Origin of the sequence: Bradyrhizobium sp. CCGUVB1N3 (assembly GCF_024199925.1) — a bacterium.
Classification (GTDB): domain Bacteria; phylum Pseudomonadota; class Alphaproteobacteria; order Rhizobiales; family Xanthobacteraceae; genus Bradyrhizobium.
In genome coordinates this window covers 1449481-1466155 of the sequence record NZ_JANADR010000001.1, presented here as the reverse complement: position 1 = coordinate 1466155, position 16675 = coordinate 1449481, and the positions used below count along the sequence as shown (strand labels likewise).

Below are 16675 nucleotides of genomic sequence, written 5' to 3'. Positions count from 1 at the left end.
AGACTAGATCCAGAAGGCCGCTTTGCGCAGCTGGACCAACGTCAGCCAGCTTGCGAGCGTCAGCACGGCAAGGCACGCCAGCACGTAGACGATGCTGAGGGTGTCGACATGGCCACCCACCAGAGGCTCGCGCCACACCGCGAACAGATGGGTCAGCGGATTGAGCCGCATGATGGTCGAGCGGTGATTGATCATCTCCGTCGACCAGATCACGGGCGAGGAGAGGAAGCCGAGCATTAGCGAGGATTCGATGATCGGCTTGAGGTCGCGATACCGCGTCGCCATGGCGCCGAGCACCAGGCTCAGCGCGAAGGTGCAGGCGATGAAGAGCAACAGCCCCGGCAGGGCGGCGAGTGCGTGGGAGAGATCGCGCGGGGTCAGCACCAGCCAGAGGATCAGCGGCACGCAGGCATTGTGGAGCGCGAACAGCGCCTGGCGGAAGGTGCATTGCAGGAGGAAGATCACCGGCGGCAGCGCGCGGTCGCGGATCAGGCTCGCCGAGCCCTGTAACGCCGTGGTGGCGTCGAGCACGACGCTGTTGAGGAAGGTCCAGGCTGTCATCGACAGCGCGAGCATGGGTAGCCGCGCCAGCACGCCGGCGTTGGACATCTGGCCGATCACCGAGCCCAGCACAGCGACTACGATCGCCATCTGCAGCGACATCCAGAACGGGCCGAGCAGCGAGCGCACATAGCGATGGCGCATGTCGGACCAGGCCAGCGCGCCCGCGATCCTGACGACGTCGAGCCAGCCCGGCGTGGCAGACGGGGCCGGGGCGGTGCGGCTTGCGCTCGCGGCAAGCGCCTCGGCGTACACCATCTCCATGCCGTTCTTGAAGGCCGCGGCGGAGTAGCGCGTGGCCGCGCGCGTCCGCGCGGCAAGGCCCATGCGGCGGCGGCGTTCGGGATCGCGGATCAGGGTGTCGATGGCGTCGCCAAGCGCTGTGGCATCGCCGGGCGGCACGGTGATCGCCTCGATACCGTCGCGCGCGACATGCGGCACGGCCGTATCGAGCGCCGTGTTGACCACGGGCCGGCCCGCCGCCATCGCCTCGAGCTGGACGAGCCCGAAGGTCTCGGCGTTGGTCACCGACGGCATCACGAACACGTCGGCGATGCACATCAGCTTGACGCGCTCGCAATCGGGCACGGAACCGAGCAGGCGGACGCGGTCGCCAACGCCGAGCTCGGCGATCAGCTGCTCGAGCCGCGCGCGCTCGGCACCTTCGCCGATGATCCAGGCCTCGAAATTCCGCCCCTGTGCGGCGCGGATCAGCACCTCAAATCCCTTGTAGGGAACGAGCCGCCCGCAGGCGAGCACGAGCCGTCCGCGATCGTTGACGTGCTCGGGATCGATTCTCGGCCAGTCATATTTCGTGGTGTCGATGCCGAACGGCACGACGTGGCACTTGTCGGCGAATTCCCGCAGCAGCGGCGTGGTGTCGACCAGCACGCGGTCGGAGACGATGATGGTGGTCGCTTGGCGCAGCGTCCGGCGCATCAACGGTTCGATGAACCAGCGCAGGCCCGCATGGGTGACGATGTCGGCATGCCAATGCACGACCAGCGGCCGCTTGCGGCGGAAGCCGAATGCCAAGAGGAGGTCGGCAAGCGGGAACGGTGCGTGCAGCGCCAGCAGGTCGTGCTGTGCGATCTTGCGCCACAGGCGCCAGGGATAGGTCGGCGCGGCCGGCAGCGAGAGCACGTCGCCGAATGAGTGCACGCGCTCCACGGCGACGTCGTTGACGACGATATTGCGGCGTTGCTCGGCGGATTTCGAGCAGACCAGCACGGCGGAGGTGAAGGCATCCTTCAGGCTCGCGCAGATGTCGCGGATCACCGTGAGCGTGCCGCCGAACAGGTCGGGATAGTAGACCTTGAAGATATGAAGAACCGACGGGCGGGTGGGTTCGCTGACAGGGGGCATGTTGCTCGTCCTGCTCCGCTCAGCCGGCCAGGAGGGCGGCAACGAAGGGCACCGCAAGCGTCGAGATGAAGATCACGCCGCGCACGAGTGCGGGCAGCATCGGCTCGACCGCGCCGGCGCGGCGTCGGCCGAGATGTGCGGAAATCATGCTGGAATTGCAGACCAGGCGGTCAGGCATTGGGTCAACTTTCCCTTTCGAGTCGTGCCCTCAGTTGCGTCTCGTATATGTGGGAAAAGTTACCACGTCAACGTGGCAAACGAAAAAAGTGGGATTGTGTCCCACGCGGGGCGCCGTTACAATTCAGACATGAATTCCAAGCCCGGGTCCAAGGCGGCGGATAAGCCGGCTGCACCACAGCCGAACGCCGCGGCAAAGCTGCACGCGCCCCTGGCGCGGCTGCTGCGCCCGTTGGTGCGCCTGTGCATCCGCAGCGGCATGACCTTTCCGGCGCTGGCGCAATTGCTCCGCGAGCTGTTCGTCAACGTCGCCGAGCACGATTTCGCGCTCGAAGGCAAGGAGCAGACCGACAGCCGCGTCAGCCTGCTCACGGGAATCCATCGCAAGGAGGTGTCGCGGCTGCGCGGCGCCGGCGCGCCCGTGCATGAGGCGCCGGCGGCGGTGTCACTGACCAGCGCCGTGATCGCGCGCTGGCTGGCGGCGCCCGAATTCACCGATGCGAAGGGTGAGCCGCTGCCGCTGCCGCGCACGGCCGCAGGCGAGGCTCCCTCGTTCGAGCAGCTGGTCGCTTCCGTGACCAAAGACGTCCGTCCCCGCGCGGTGCTCGACGAATGGCTCGATCGCGAGCTCGTGACCATCAACGGCGATGACGAGATCGAGCTGGTCGAAGCGGCCTTCGTTCCGCGCGGCGAGGACGACAGCAAATGGCACTATCTCGGCCGCAACCTGCACGACCATATCGCTGCGGCGGCTGAGAACGTCTCTGGGCCCGCACCGCGGTTCCTCGAACGCGCGGTGCATTACAACGGCCTGTCGCCAAAACTTGCAAAACGGCTCGAGGCGCGCTCGCGCGAGCTTGCGATGGAGGCGCTCAAGACCGCCAACCGTGAGGCGAATCGCGCGCTCGCCAAGGACAAGGGCGGCGATGCCCGCTGGAATTTCGGCATCTACATTTATTGCGAGGACGTCGAGGAGGAGAGCGACGGCAGCGGCGAGGGCGGTCGCTCATGACCACGCCGCCGCGCATATCCCGCCGCCTGCTGCTCGCGGGATTCTGGCTCGCCGGAACGGCCGCCGCCTGGGCGCAAACCAGGCGCGGCACCGACCAGGGCATCGGCGGCACCGGAATCCGCCGCGGCGATGATCAGGGCATCGGCGGCACCGGAATCGTCGGCGTGATCCAGCGTTTCGGCAGTATCTACGTCAATGGCGAGCGCGTCGCTTACGCGGCCGACGTGCCGGTGCGGATCGACGGCGAGCAGACGACGACCAAGAGCTTGCGCATCGGACAGCTCGCGCGCGTGGTCGCCGTCCGGCAGCCCGATGGCACGCTGGCGACGCGCAGCATCAATATTGCCAGCGAGGTTGCGGGCCCGATCGAAGCAGTGAAGGGCAACGAGATCACCGTGCTCGGCCAGAAGGTGCAGTCGAGCGGCCAGGAGAGCTGGCGCCGCGTCGGCACGCATGTGGCCGTGTTCGGGCTGCGCCGCACCGACGGAACGATCGTCGCAAGCCTCGTCGAGCAGCGTGGCAATGCCACCGCGCGGGTCTCCGGTCTGGTCGAGCGCGGTCCTGACGGGCTGCATATCGGCGGCCTGCGGCTGAACGGTGCCGATGTGGCCCTGGTCGGCCAGCGCGTTCAGGTCGAGGGCAGCGCGAGCCAGGGCACGCTTCAGGTCGCGCACGCCCGGGTCGACGATTTCTCGGATCTCGCCGGCGCAAGCCGGCTATCGGTCGAGGCCTATGTGCAGCGCGCCGGCGCCAATCTGCAGCTCGGCTCCGGCCTTGTCGCCCATGATGGCTCGCGATTTGGGCCGAGCGCGGGCGAGGCTCGGGTGGTGCTGAACGGCGTGCTCGATCGCGCGCGCGGCTTGCAGGTCGAATCGGTGAAGGCCGTCACGCAGTTCCCGGGGTCGTCGCTGCAGGGACCGGCCAGCCCGCCTGGCTCTGGCGGCCGCTCGCCGGGCGGCTCGATCCTGCATCCGGGAAGCAGCACGCCCGGTTCGCCGAGCGGCCAGCCCGGCGCGCCTGGTGGTGCCCCTGGTTCGAGCCCTGGTTCGGCTCCCGGCTCCGGTCCATCGGGCCCGAGCGGTCCGTCCGGTCCAGGCGGCCTTGGCTCACCCGGGGGTCCCACGGGGCCCGGCGGTGGCGGATTCGGTGGTCCCGGTGGCGGGATGGGTGGCGGCAGGCGCTAGCCGCGAACGTGAGAGCGCCCTAACGCGCCCTTGAGAGAAACGAGCGCAACCGCTCGTGATTGGGATCATCGAGGACCTCGGCGGGCGGACCGCTTTCGACGATCTGGCCCTTGTCGAGAAACCAGACGGTGTCCGCGACCTCGCGGGCAAAACCGATCTCGTGCGTGACGACCACCATCGTCATGCCGTTCTGCGCCAGTGACTTCATCGCCCGCAGCACCTCGCCGACCATTTCCGGATCGAGCGCGCTGGTCGGCTCGTCGAACAGCATGACGTCCGGATCCATCGCCAGCGCGCGTGCGATCGCAACGCGTTGCCGCTGCCCGCCGGAAAGGCGGGACGGCAAGGTGTCGGCCTTGTCTGCCAGCCCGACGCGGTCAAGCTCGGTCATGGCGCGCTCTCTGGCCGCCGCCTTGCGCATTTTTCGCAGGCGCTCCAGCCCCAGCGTGATGTTGCCGAGAACAGTGAGATGCGGAAACAGGTTGAACGCCTGGAACACGAATCCGACGCGCTGGCGCAGACGGTTGATGTCGACGCCACGCCCCGCGACATCGACGCCCTCGAACAGGACTTGTCCGCCTTGAATGTCTTCCAGGCGCGTCACCGTACGAATGAGCGTGGATTTGCCGGAGCCCGATGAGCCGAGCAGCGTGACGACCTCTCCGCGCTTCACCTCGCCGGTCACGCCGGCCAACACCTGGTGCTGGCCAAACCATTTGTCGACGGCCTCGAAGCGGATCATGGCTGCCCTCACGCCGGCTGAACGCCGAGCCCACCGCGTTCGGCGGCCAGCCGTCGTTCCAGCCAGCGCGCCGCCGATGTCAGGGTGAAGCAAAGCGTGAAATAGGTCAGCGCCAGCAAGCCGTAGACCTCGAACGGCTGCGTCATGAGCTGGTTGTTGACCTGGCTCGCCGCAAAGGTCACCTCGTTGGCGCTGATCACATAGCCGAGCGAGGTCTCCTTGATGGTGGAGACGAACTGGCTGACCAGGCTTGGCATCATGTTGTGCAGGACTTGCGGCAGGATGACCTTGAAGGTGGTCGGAACGTAACCGAGGCCAAGGGCCTTTGCCGCTTCGGTCTGGCCTTTCGGCAGGCCTTCAATCCCGGCGCGGATGATCTCCGACAGATAGCTCGCCTCATAGACGACGAGCGCGAAGAGCAGCGTCTCGACGCCTCCGACCGTACGTCCGATCAACAGCGGCAGCGCGAAATAGGTCCAGAAGATGAACATGATCAGCGGCAAGCCGCGCACGACGTAAACCACGGCGGTCGCCGGTCCGCGAAGCCAACGATGCGAGCTGAGACGCGCCAGCGCCAGCGCAATCGCGACGGGAAAGCTGAGGGATAGACCAGCGACCGCGAGGAACAGCGTCATGGCGAGGCCGCCGATGGGGCCGTGCGGGTATTGCCCGATCAGGAACAGAAGCCAGTTGTCCTCGAGGATCTGCAGCATCAGCGCAACTCGAGTTTCAGCCGCCGGTCGGCGAAGGCGCCGAGCGCCATGATGGCGAAGGAGATCGCAAGATAGATGATCGTTGCGACCGCAAACGCTTCGAATGTCTTGAACGTATAGCTGTCGACCTCGCGCGTGCGATAGGTCAGCTCGCCGACGCCGATCGCCATGGCGAGGCTGGTGTTCTTGAACAGGAGCAGGGTCTGGTTGATCAGCGGCGGAATCACGATGCGCAGCGCCTGCGGCAGGATCACGTAGCTCATCGCCTGGAGATAGCTGAACCCGATCGAACGCGCGGCTTCATACTGCGTCTTCGGGATCGAACGAATTCCGCTGCGCAGATCCTCGGTGATATAGGCCGCGCTGGCGAGGCCCAGCGCCACCATGGCGAGGAGAAACTCGCTGTGGTGGCTATTGACCCACATGCGGAGGGCGCGAGGCAACAGTTGCGGGACGCCGAAATACCAGACCAGGATCTGAACCAGCAACGGAACGTTGCGATGATATTCGACGTAACCCGCGACCAGCCATTCGAAGGGCCGGAACGGGAGCATGCGGACGAGCGTCAGGATGATCCCGATCGTCATTCCGAGCAGCCAGGCCGCCAGGGTCAGCGCGATCGTCGTCGCCAGTCCCCAGATGAACCAGTCCAGATATTGACCGGTGAGGACTGCGGCTGGATCGAAGACATAGCCCATCGTTGTATCATGCACTCCGGAAGTTCAAGCGGACATATGCCAGCGCCGGCGCGTCAACCCTTGATCTCCTCGATCTTGAAATCGAGCTTCATTCCATAGACGGTATCGGGGCCGAACCACTTGGCAAAAATCTTGCCGGCCTCTCCGGACGAATCCAGCTCGGTCAGCACCTTGTTGACCTGGGCCTTGAAGGCGGCCTCGCCCTTGCGGACGCCGAGTCCCCACGGTTCGACGAAGACCGATTTCTCAACGATCGACATCGGCGCGGATGCCTGCGCCTGTTTGCGGAGCTTCACCAGGATCAGCTCCGAAGCGCAAAAACCGTCGACCTTTCCCTGAACGACAGCAAGGAAAGCCGAGGACGAATCCTGAAAAGTCACAGTCTCTGCCGTAGGTATGACACGTCTCACGCCCTGTTCCGAGGACGATCCCTTGAGCGCGCTGACCCTCTTGCCCGATAGCTGTTCCAGAGTTGCGATACCGGAATCTGCGGACACAAGCACCTTCTGCTCGCTGACAAAGTACGAATAGCTGTAGTCGATCTGTTGCGCGCGTTCCTTGGTCCAGCCGAGATTGGCGGCGAGGATGTCGACCCGCCCCTGGAGCAGCTCGGGGATGCGGGCCTCGACGGCCATCGGCTTGAGCTCGAGCGCGACACCGAGGGACTCCGCGACCTTGCGACACATGTCGACGTCGTATCCGACGATCTCCCGTGTCTTGAGGTCCTGGAAGCTGAACGGCTCGGCCGTGCCGAGCGTGCCGCAGACCAGCTTGCCGCGGGCCTTCACATCGGCAAGCTCGTCGGCCTTTGCCACGCCGACAACGCCGGTGAGGAACAGGAGTCCGGCAGCGGCGACCTGGAATAATCTCATGGCTCTTTCCTTCATCCTTCTGCGGTTAGCGCAAGGCCGCGCAGGTTCGTGCGAGCCGTGTGCAGGCTTCCTCGATCATCGGCAATGAGGTCGCGATCGACATGCGCAGATAGGACGGCATGCCGTAGGCCGTTCCATCGATCACCGCGACGCCGGCGGCATCGAGGAAATGCATGACGACGTCCAGATCGGTCTTCAGGACCTTGCCCTCGGGCGTGGTCTTTCCAATCAGGCCCGCGCAAGACGGAAACACATAGAAGGCGCCGTCGGGCGCAAGGCAAGAGAGGCCGGGAATATCGTTCAGCATGGCGACCGCACGGTCGCGGCGGCGGCGATACATCTCGCGGGCCTCCGTAACGAAGCTCTGGTCGCCTTCGAGCGCTGCGGTCGCAGCCGCCTGGCTGATCGCCGACGTGCAGGACGTCGACTGCGACTGGATCGTGTTCATGGCTGCGATGAGCTGTGCGGGCCCCGCGCCATAACCGAGCCGGAAGCCGGTCATGGCGTATGTCTTGGAGACGCCGTTGACCAGCAAAGTCCGCTCCTTCAGCCGAGGCTCGACGGCGACGATGCACGACGTTGCCCCGCCATCGAAGCGGATGTGCTCGTAAATGTCGTCGGTCATGACGGCGACATTGGGGTGGCGCAGCAGCACTTCGGTTAGCGCAACTATCTCGGCGGCGGAATAGAACGCGCCGGTGGGATTGCACGGGGAGTTCAGGATGAGCCAGCGTGTTTTGGGCGTGATCGCTTGCTCCAGAGCAACGGCCGACAGCTTGAATCCCGAGTTCTCGCCGCAGCTCACGATCACCGGCGTGCCGTCGCAGGCTTCGACCATGTCGGGGTACGAGACCCAATAGGGTGCCGGGATGATGACCTCGTCGCCGGCTCCGAGCGTGGCGGCGAGCGCGTTGTAGATGACCTGCTTGGCGCCGCCGCCGACGGAGATCTCGTTCATGGCGTAGCGAGCGCCGTTCTCGCGGGCGAGCTTTTCGATGATCGCCTTGCGCAGCGCCGGCGTTCCGTTGACCGGCGTGTAGCGCGTCGCTCCCGCTTCGAGCGCGGCAGCAGCCGCTGCGCGGATGTGTTTCGGCGTGTCCAGATCGGGCTCGCCGGCGGTGAGATCGATGACGTCGCGTCCCTCGGCCTGGAGCTGGCGGACCCGATCCCGCGCGACCATGCTCGGCGACGGCTTGATCCGATGGACCCTCGGGGCGAGGGCGATGGCACCGGCGCGGCTCATGACGCAGCCCCTTGGGCAGGCGTATTTCCGGTGCCCATGTAGGAATTGTCGAGGCGGCCTTCGCGGATCGCTGCGAGTGCGCCGGCTTCGCGCGCCTCCTGCTGTTTGACCCGCTCGAGCAGCTCCGCGGCAACGGATCGGTCGAACGCGACAACACCATCCTCGTCGCCGAGAATGACGTCGCCCGGCATCACCACCATGCCATCGATCGCGACGGGCACGTTGATCTCTCCGGGACCTGATTTGTAGGGACCGCGATGCGTGACACCGCGTGCGAAGCAGGGAAAGCCGGCCTCGGCGAACGCGCCGACGTCACGGATTGCGCCGTCGATGACGAAACCGGCAACTCCCATCGCCTTGGCGCGCGTCATCATGATCTCGCCGACCAGGGCCTGGCCGAGATCGCCGCCGCCATCGACCACGAGCACGTCGCCCGGCCGGAGCTGCTCATAGGCCTTGTGCAGCATGAAATTGTCGCCGGCGCGAGTCTTGACGGTGATCGCGGTGCCGATCAGGCGGGCGTTGCCATGGAATGGCCGGAGCGCGCGCGTGCCGTGCAGCCGATTCATATTGTCGGAGACGATTGCGACCTGCGCGGCGGCAAAATCGGCGATGATTGCAGGCGGGACGGAGGGCGGTGAGGGGAGCAGTCGATGACCGGGCAGGAGCATAGGCAAAACCGATGGGCTGTGCGCTGGAGCGCAGATGTCGCCTGAAGCCTGCCCTGCGACAGGCTTGAAGAAAAGTGAATATTTTTCTAGATATTAGATCGCTTTTTTCGATTGATGGGCGGTGCAACCATGGTGAGCCTGACGCTGAAGCAGGTCGAAGCCTTCTATTGGATTGCCGAATTGGGCGGTGTGGTCGACGCTGCGGAGCGGCTGAATCTCGCGCAATCGACCATCTCCAAACGCATCGCCGAATTGGAAGCGGCGGTCGGGAGCCCGCTCTTCGATCGCAACAGCCGAACCATCAGCCTGACGCGCAGCGGTGAAAACCTGATCGAGCTCGCCTCTCAGCTCCTGGAGCTCGAGGCGCGAATGCGCCAGGTCGCAGCCGGGCCGCTGGCCTTCAGTGGTGCCTTCCGGTTCGGCGTCACCGAGCTTGTGGCGCTGACCTGGCTCCCGAAACTGATCGTGGCCATGAAGGAAGCCTATCCGGCGGTCATTCCGGAGCCCGAAGTGGAATCCAGCGTCGTGCTGCTCGACAAGCTCGCCGATCGTCGCCTGGATCTCGTGATTGGTCTTGATCCGCCGGCCAGCGCCGACTTCAACGCGCTGCCGCTCGACAGCGTCACGCTGCAATGGATGTCGGCGCCCGGCGTCGGCCCCAAGGCCAACGAGGCCGCGCTCGATGAAATCGCGCGATACCCGATCCTCACCCAGGGAGAAGGATCAGGCTTGCAGAAGCTCGTTCTGGATTGGCTGGGCGCGAGCGGCATCAAGCTCAATCGCGTCGTCAAGTGCAACAGCCTGAGCGTCCTCTCGGCGCTGGCCGTGGCCGGGCTCGGCATCACATTTCTGACCGAGCAGTATTTCCGGCACGAGATCGAGATCGGTCTGCTGCGCACGATCACGACGTCGCCGCCCATCCCGCAGATCAGGTATTTTGCCGTGACGCGTGCGGACGCCGTCGATCCGCTGGCAGGGCAGATCGCACGGATTGCACGTGAATGCTGTGATTTTTCGCTTCGAGGCTTGTCGGCGCGGCGCGTCCGACAGGCCTAGCCCGCGCTGAGGCGTACGCCGGCGCGCAGGAATTTCTGCGGATCGACCGCTTCGCCGTCGATGCGGGTTTCGTAGTGCAGATGCGGACCGGTCGAGCGGCCGGTCGATCCGACCAGCCCGACCACCTGGCCGATTTTCACGATCTCGCCGACCTTGACGTTGATCTCGGAGAGGTGGCCGTAGCGGGTCGAGAGCCCGTTGCCATGGTCGACCTCGATCATGCGACCGTAGCCACCCGACCATCCGGCCGAGACCACCTTGCCGTTGGCGGTGACGCGGACGGGATCGCCGGTCGCGGCGCGGAAATCGAGGCCCGTATGCATCGCCGGCCGGCCCAGGAACGGATCGCTGCGCACGCCGAAGCCCGAGGTGAACTCGACCTCCCCGATGACGGGCTTTCGGTACGGCACCAGCGCCAGCGTGCGGTTGAGCCGATCCACCTCGGCGCGCGTGACGTTGATACGATAGAGCTGCTTCTCGAACGGACCGGCATTCGCCGTAAGCTTGACCGGAACAAAAGGCCCACCCATCGCGGTCCGCGGCACGGCGGCTTCGAGATCGGCGAGGTTCAGGCCGAGATCACTGACCACGCCGCGCATCCGGCGCGCGCGCGATTCCATGTTGTCCTCAACGGCGCCGAGCGCGGCAATCTGGCGTCTCTCGACCTGGTCAAGCGAGGTCTGCAAACGCACCAGGACGTTGTCAAAACCCTGAACCTTGGCGAACTGGTTCGGCTGCGGACTGGCGATCACAGGTGTGCGGGATTCAAGACGGGCCTCGCGATCCGGCGGCGCTACGAAAATCACGGTGTCGCTGATCGGCGAGGGCTTCGGCGTGCCCTGAGGCGGGGTGGCATCGCCGCGTTGCGGTGTCGCGCGTGGGATCGATCCGGTCACGTCGGGCATGGCGCCGAGCGCGGTTGCGCGCGACTCGAGCGCGGTCTGCCGCTTCATGATCTGGTCGAGCTTCTGGTCGAACTGCTCCTGGTCGAGCAGCTGCCGGCTCGTGGTGCGATCGACCTTGGCCCTGAGCTCGGCGATGCGATCCTCATAGGCGTATTGCATCTCGGCCTGGCGGGCGATCAGCCGCGTCAGCACGTCGTCGCGGAAGGCGAAATAGGTGGCGGTCGCCGCCGACCACAGCCCGAGCAGCACGACGGTCCCGACCACGATCCAGAACACCACGGGCCCGAGGCGGACCTGCTTGCCGTGATGCACGATGGTGTAGGCGTCGTCGGCGGCGGGAAGGGGTATAGCGGCCGCTGTGCTGACAGGACGGCGGTTGAAGGGCCGCCCGTGGTCGTGAGGGTGATGCTGGGAGTATTGGGAGAATTGGGCAGAACTTTTCGACATCGGCACTCCCGCGCCGGTCGGAGAGGTTCCGTACGGCTCAATTGCCGCAGCAATCTGAGCCTCTCATGGTTAATTTTCCGGAAACGGGAATGCTCGAATTCGCGCAACTGGTTAAAGAGATGTTGCCGCTGCCAGCACATCGTCGGCGTGGCCGTCGACCCGGACGTTGCGCCAGATTCGCGCCACCTTGCCGTCGGCGCCGACCAGCACCGTGGTGCGAAGAATCCCAAGGAAGGTCCTGCCATACATCGATTTTTCGCCCCAGGCGCCGTAGGCCTCCAGCATCTCGTGCTGCTCATCCGAGATCAGGGGGACGGCAAGCTTGTGCTTGTCGCGGAATTTCTCCTGGGCCTTCGGTGGGTCGGCCGAGATGCCGAGCACGCTCGTGCCGGTCGCGGCGAAGGCATCCTTGAGCCGGGTGAAGTCGATCGCCTCCCGGGTGCAGCCCGGCGTGTCGGCGCGAGGGTAGAAGAACAGGACCAGCTTCTTGCCGGCATAGTCGGCCAGCCTCGCCACGCCGCCGCCGTCGCGCGGCAGGCTGAAGGCGGGTGCCCTCTGGCCTTCGGACAGGGCACCCTTGGCAGTCCCTTTGGCCGCCTTCGCGGGGGCAGCCGCTGATTCGGAAGATTTTAACCGTTTCGATGGGGCCTTGTGCGATGCTGCCACGGTTGAGGTCTTGGTAGATTTGCGAGTTGCGGCCCGCTGCGTCGTCGCGGGCTTTGTTGTCGCTGTAGTCCGCGTTTGAGTCCGTTTTTTCCCGGGGGTTGGGCTGCCGGAGGCTGTCTTGGACGATTTCTTTCGCGTTTTCTTGGACATACGCCTTCCTTTCGACGCTTTCGGCGGGTCAACCAAAGCGGTATTGCAGCTCTCGTCCGGCGTGCCGGAATCGCGCCCTCGGCTGGGCAAGTCTGACGACGCCGGAGTATGGTTACAAGGAATTCCAAGCATCACGCCACTGCTCGTTGAGCGCGCTCTCGGGGCGAAATGACGAACAGCAGGAATATCAAGGGAATGGCGGCAATGCCGGCGCAGGGACGTTTGGTCCCCGTGGACGGCTGCGGCCCCGGCGGCGCTCAATCCAAGGATGGGCGCCTGTATCGAGAGGCAATGGCAAGGAATACGTCGCCCCAAGATCACAACCATGATCGCAACGGGGACCTCTACAACCGGGACCTCGATCGGCGTGCCGGAGTGCAGGGCTCTCCGGAATGGGATGACGTCGATTGGGATCCGGACCAGGAGGCGGCGGGCCACCAGGCACGCCGGCTGTTGTCGCGTTCCAATTCCGGTTTCCATCGCATGGGTGACGGCTTCGGTGCGTTCGGGCGCTGGCTTGCGGCCGATCGCTGGGTCAAGCGGCTCGCCCTCGTCACCGCCACCCTCGTCATCATCTTCGTCTGTTGCTTCGCCACGCTGTGGTGGCGGCTTGGCGCCGGTCCCATCAATCTCGACATGGCGACGCCATGGCTCGCGGCTGCGATCGAAGACAATATCGGCCACGGCAACACCGTCGAGGTCGGCGGCACCCAGATCGAGCGCGCAGGGCGGATCCGCATCGCGGTGCGCATTCGCGACATCATCGTCCGCGACCGTGATCACGCCATCGTCGCAAGCGCGCCGAAGGCCGAAGTGCGGCTGTCGGGCGTGGCGCTCCTGATGGGCCGGCTGCGCGCCGAGAGCCTCAATCTCGTCGATGCCGAGCTTGCAATCCGGATCGCACCAGATGGCACCGTCACGGTGTCGGCCGGCGACACCGCAAAGCCGCTCGCCACCGGCGTCGCGTCGAAAAAGGAGGCGGGCCTTCCGCCGACCTTCCCGCGCCCGGGATCGGCGCCGCCCGCCGCGACGACCGCTCCCGCCACGCCATCCGGACCGGACGCGGCCGCAGCTTCTTCCGCCAGCGGCAGTACGCAGAGCGGACTGCTTGCCGGGCTCGACTGGCTCGACAGCCTGAGCATGACCGGGCTCGACGGCCAGAACCTCAACGAGATCGGCCTGAAGAACGGCAATCTGATCGTCGACGACCAGCAGCGCGGCAGCAAGTGGAGCTTCGAGAACATCAGCCTCAGCCTGCGCCGGCCGCACGGCGGCGGCGTTGCGCTCAGCTTCGGCGAGGAGGGTGCTCGGCCATGGTCGCTCCGCGCCACGATCGGCCCCGCCGAGAACGGTGTGCGCTCGGTCGATATCCGGGCTGACAAGGTCTCGACCTCGAACATCCTTTTGGCGTTGCGGCTCAAGGACCTGACCTACAATGCCGACCTGCCGCTGACCGGCGAGCTCAAGGGCGAGCTCGGCCGCGACGGCCTGCCGACCTTCTTCCGCGGCAAGGTTGTCGTCGGCGCAGGCAACATCATCGACACCGATACGCCTGATTATCCGATGGCGATCGACTCGGCCGAGATCAACCTCGAATGGGACGCCGGACGCCGGGTGCTGGTGGCGCCGTTCAAGATCATCTCCGGCGCCAACCGGGTCACGCTGCTCGCGCATCTCGAGCCGCCCAATGGTACCACCAACGACTGGCAGCTCGGTTTCAGCGGCGGATCGATCCTGCTGGGCGGCATCGACAACGACCCGCCGCTGGTCTTCAACCGCATCGCGATCGGCTTCCGTTTCGACACCGACCACAAGCGCGTCGTGCTGGCGCAGGCCGACATCAGCAATGGCGAGATCGGCGTCGCCGGTACCGGCGCGATCGACTATTCCGGCGAGCCGCGGCTGATGCTCGGCTTTGCGGGCACGCCGATGTCGGCGTCCGCGCTCAAGCGGATGTGGCCGACGCTTGTTGTTCCCGAGTTACGTGAGTGGGTGATCGAGCGGATCGAGCGCGGCACGCTCCAGCGGATCGAGGTCGGCGTCAACTCGCCGACGCGCAACCTCCCGCGCAAGGGCCCGCCGATCCCCGACGACGGCCTGTCGGTCAACATCGTGGCCAGCGGCGTCGCGGTTCATCCAGTGGACGGCATGCCCTCGGTGCACGACGCCGACCTGAAAGCGCGCGTCACGGGACGCACCGCGACGGTGACGATCGCGCAGGGCATTGCCGATACGCCGGCGGGGCGCAAGATCACGATCTCGGATTTCACCTTCGAAGTGCCGGACATGGCGATAAAGCCGTCGCCGTCGCGCAGCAAATTTCGCGCCGATGGTCCGGTGCCGGCGGCTGCGGAAATTCTCGCCAATGATCGCCTGAGCGATCTGTCCGCCACCTTCGTCGATCCCAACACCAGCAAGGGCAATTTCTCGGCCAACATCACGCTCGGCATGCCGGTGACGGGCGGACTGACCAAGGCCGACACCACCTACGCCGTCACCGCCGACCTCAACGGCTTTGCCGCCGACAAGCTGGTGATGAACCAGAAGCTCGAGGCGAACAGCCTCAAGATCGTTGCGAGCAACCAAGGCTACCAGGTCAAGGGCGACGTCAAGATCAACGGCCAGGCGGCCTCGCTCGACTACCGCAAGCCGTCCGAGGGCGATGCCGACGTCAAATTGCAAACCACGCTCGACGATGCGAGCCGCGCCCGTCTCGGCTTCGATCTGGGCCCTGCTGTCAGCGGTTCGATCCCGGTCAAGGTCTCCGGCAAGATCGCCAGCGGGCCCGAGCAGACCACGCGCCTCGGTATCGAAGCCGACCTGACCTCGCTCAAGCTCGACAACATCCTGCCGGGCTGGGTGAAGCTGCCGGGTAAATCGGGCAAGGCCAGCTTCAAGGTGGTGCCGACCGCGCAATCGACGCGGCTCGAGGACATCGTTGTCGAAGGTGGCGGTGTGTCGATCAAGGGCTCGCTCGAGGTCGACCCGAACGGCGACCTCATGAATGCGAACTTCCCGACCTATTCGCCGTCCGACGGCGACAAGGCCTCGCTGAAGGTCGAGCGCGGACAGGATGGCGTGGTGCGAGGCACCATGCGCGGCGACGTGTTCGACGGCCGCGGTTTCCTGAAGTCGGCGATCTCGGGCAATTCCGGCAAGGACGACAACAAGAGCAAGCTGAAGAACGTCGACTTCGACATCGACGTCAAGTTCGGCGCCGTCGCCGGCTTCAATGGCGAGGCGATGCGCAGCGTCGATGCCAAGATGTCGCGGCGGAACGGTGCGGTCAAAGCTTTCACGCTGAGCGGCAAGGTCGGCCGTGATACGCCGGTGACGGCGGACTTGCGTGGTGGGCGTGCGCAGGGCAGCCGCGAGGTGATCTACCTCCAGACCGACGACGCCGGCGCGTTCCTGCGCTTCTCCGACACCACCAACAAGGTGTTCGGCGGTCAGATGGTGGTGGCGATGGAGCCACCGACGTCGGAGCCGACGTCGCGCGAAGGTCTCATCAACGTGCGCGACTTCACGGTCAAGGGCATGGAGCAGCTCGATCGCGTTGCGGCAGGCGGCCCCAACGGCACGCAGAGCGGCGTGGCCTTCTCCGCATTGCGCGCCGAATTCACCCGGCAGAACGGTGCGCTTACGATCCGCAACGGCGTCGTCAAGGGACCGATGATCGGCGCCACCATCGAGGGTGCGATCGACTATCCCGGCAACCAGGTCTGCATGAGCGGCACCTTCGTGCCGATGTACGGGGTGAACAACATCTTTGGCCAGTTGCCTGTGATCGGCCTTCTCCTGGGCAACGGCAACAATGAGGGGCTGATCGGCGTGACCTATGAAGTCGTCGGCACCCCGGCCGCGCCGGTCATGCGGGTCAATCCGATCTCGGCAATGATGCCGGGCGTATTCCGCAAGATCTTCGAGTTCAACACCGGCAAGCAGAACATGTTCGACGAGCTGCCGACGCAGTCGGGCGAGAGCTCGGCGGGATCATCGCGGCCGCTGGGCTGCACTCTGGCGCGACGATAGCGTGAGGCGAGGCGCTTGGCGCCTGCTTGCGTCCGTTCAGATCAGAGAGAGATTGGCCATAAGGCTGCCGGCGTCTGAGCCAGCCTGGGTAAGCCCGCAATGAACCGTTTCATTCACCGCATCATCATGGCCGTGCTGCTGGCCGCGGCACTGGCCGTCATCTGGAACGTGCTCGGCGGAC

Annotated in this window: 15 protein-coding genes; 5 read left to right on the top strand and 10 right to left on the bottom strand. The window is 65.5% G+C overall.

Features of this window, described 5'->3' with window-relative positions; genetic code table 11:
* Positions 1-3: 3 nt before the first annotated feature.
* Both NLM33_RS06940 and NLM33_RS06935 read right to left on the bottom strand, forming a co-directional pair.
* On the bottom strand, positions 4-1926 hold the full coding sequence (locus NLM33_RS06940) for a glycosyltransferase (protein ID WP_254095365.1): 1923 nt from the start codon (positions 1924-1926) through the stop codon (positions 4-6).
* Positions 1927-1945: 19 nt separating this feature from the next.
* Complete coding sequence (locus NLM33_RS06935; RefSeq protein ID WP_254095364.1) at positions 1946-2104, bottom strand: hypothetical protein; 159 nt, start codon at positions 2102-2104, stop codon at positions 1946-1948.
* A gap of 129 nt (positions 2105-2233) precedes the next feature.
* Here NLM33_RS06935 and NLM33_RS06930 point away from each other — a divergent pair, with 129 nt between their 5' ends.
* Both NLM33_RS06930 and NLM33_RS06925 read left to right on the top strand, forming a co-directional pair.
* Positions 2234-3115, top strand: coding sequence for a DUF6502 family protein (locus tag NLM33_RS06930; protein ID WP_254095363.1), 882 nt, complete (start codon positions 2234-2236; stop codon positions 3113-3115).
* Entirely contained in the window at positions 3112-4299 is a 1188-nt protein-coding gene (locus tag NLM33_RS06925) for a DUF5666 domain-containing protein (RefSeq protein ID WP_254095362.1), read from the top strand. The genes NLM33_RS06930 and NLM33_RS06925 overlap by 4 nt, the downstream gene beginning before the upstream one ends.
* Positions 4300-4318: 19 nt before the next feature.
* Here the strand turns inward: NLM33_RS06925 and NLM33_RS06920 are convergent, their stop codons facing one another.
* The 6 genes from NLM33_RS06920 to NLM33_RS06895 are packed head-to-tail and all read right to left on the bottom strand — an operon-like array spanning position 4319 to position 9238.
* Entirely contained in the window at positions 4319-5041 is a 723-nt protein-coding gene (locus NLM33_RS06920; RefSeq protein ID WP_254095361.1) for an amino acid ABC transporter ATP-binding protein, read from the bottom strand.
* Positions 5042-5049: 8 nt separating this feature from the next.
* Positions 5050-5754: an amino acid ABC transporter permease gene (locus tag NLM33_RS06915; RefSeq protein ID WP_254095360.1), complete on the bottom strand. Its 705-nt coding sequence runs from the start codon at positions 5752-5754 to the stop codon at positions 5050-5052.
* Complete coding sequence (locus NLM33_RS06910) at positions 5754-6452, bottom strand: amino acid ABC transporter permease (RefSeq protein WP_254095359.1); 699 nt, start codon at positions 6450-6452, stop codon at positions 5754-5756. Before NLM33_RS06910 ends, NLM33_RS06915 begins: the two co-directional genes overlap by 1 nt.
* A 53-nt stretch (positions 6453-6505) precedes the next feature.
* Positions 6506-7324, bottom strand: coding sequence for an ABC transporter substrate-binding protein (locus tag NLM33_RS06905; protein WP_254095358.1), 819 nt, complete (start codon positions 7322-7324; stop codon positions 6506-6508).
* Between the two features lie 25 nt (positions 7325-7349).
* Entirely contained in the window at positions 7350-8567 is a 1218-nt protein-coding gene (locus NLM33_RS06900) for an aspartate transaminase (protein ID WP_254095357.1), read from the bottom strand.
* The gene (locus NLM33_RS06895) at positions 8564-9238 is read right to left on the bottom strand and encodes an RraA family protein (protein ID WP_254095356.1); all 675 of its coding nucleotides are present in this window, start codon (positions 9236-9238) and stop codon (positions 8564-8566) included. Before NLM33_RS06895 ends, NLM33_RS06900 begins: the two co-directional genes overlap by 4 nt.
* A 129-nt stretch (positions 9239-9367) precedes the next feature.
* Between NLM33_RS06895 and NLM33_RS06890 the strand changes: the two genes are divergently transcribed.
* Positions 9368-10294 (top strand): LysR family transcriptional regulator, encoded by a 927-nt coding sequence (locus NLM33_RS06890; protein ID WP_254095355.1) that lies wholly within the window; start codon positions 9368-9370, stop codon positions 10292-10294.
* Here NLM33_RS06890 and NLM33_RS06885 read toward each other — a convergent pair.
* Positions 10291-11646 carry a M23 family metallopeptidase gene (locus NLM33_RS06885; protein WP_254095354.1) on the bottom strand — a complete coding sequence of 452 codons (1356 nt, stop codon included), beginning with the start codon at positions 11644-11646 and terminating at the stop codon, positions 10291-10293. The genes NLM33_RS06890 and NLM33_RS06885 overlap by 4 nt on opposite strands.
* 111 nt (positions 11647-11757) lie before the next feature.
* Positions 11758-12462 carry a peroxiredoxin gene (locus NLM33_RS06880; RefSeq protein WP_254095353.1) on the bottom strand — a complete coding sequence of 235 codons (705 nt, stop codon included), beginning with the start codon at positions 12460-12462 and terminating at the stop codon, positions 11758-11760.
* Here NLM33_RS06880 and NLM33_RS06875 point away from each other — a divergent pair.
* Together NLM33_RS06875 and NLM33_RS06870 are read left to right on the top strand one after the other, a co-directional pair.
* Positions 12431-12634 carry a hypothetical protein gene (locus NLM33_RS06875; RefSeq protein WP_254106191.1) on the top strand — a complete coding sequence of 68 codons (204 nt, stop codon included), beginning with the start codon at positions 12431-12433 and terminating at the stop codon, positions 12632-12634. The two genes, NLM33_RS06880 and NLM33_RS06875, sit on opposite strands and share 32 nt — an antisense overlap.
* A 23-nt stretch (positions 12635-12657) precedes the next feature.
* Positions 12658-16494, top strand: coding sequence for a DUF3971 domain-containing protein (locus NLM33_RS06870; RefSeq protein WP_371930104.1), 3837 nt, complete (start codon positions 12658-12660; stop codon positions 16492-16494).
* Positions 16495-16675 lie beyond the last annotated feature (181 nt).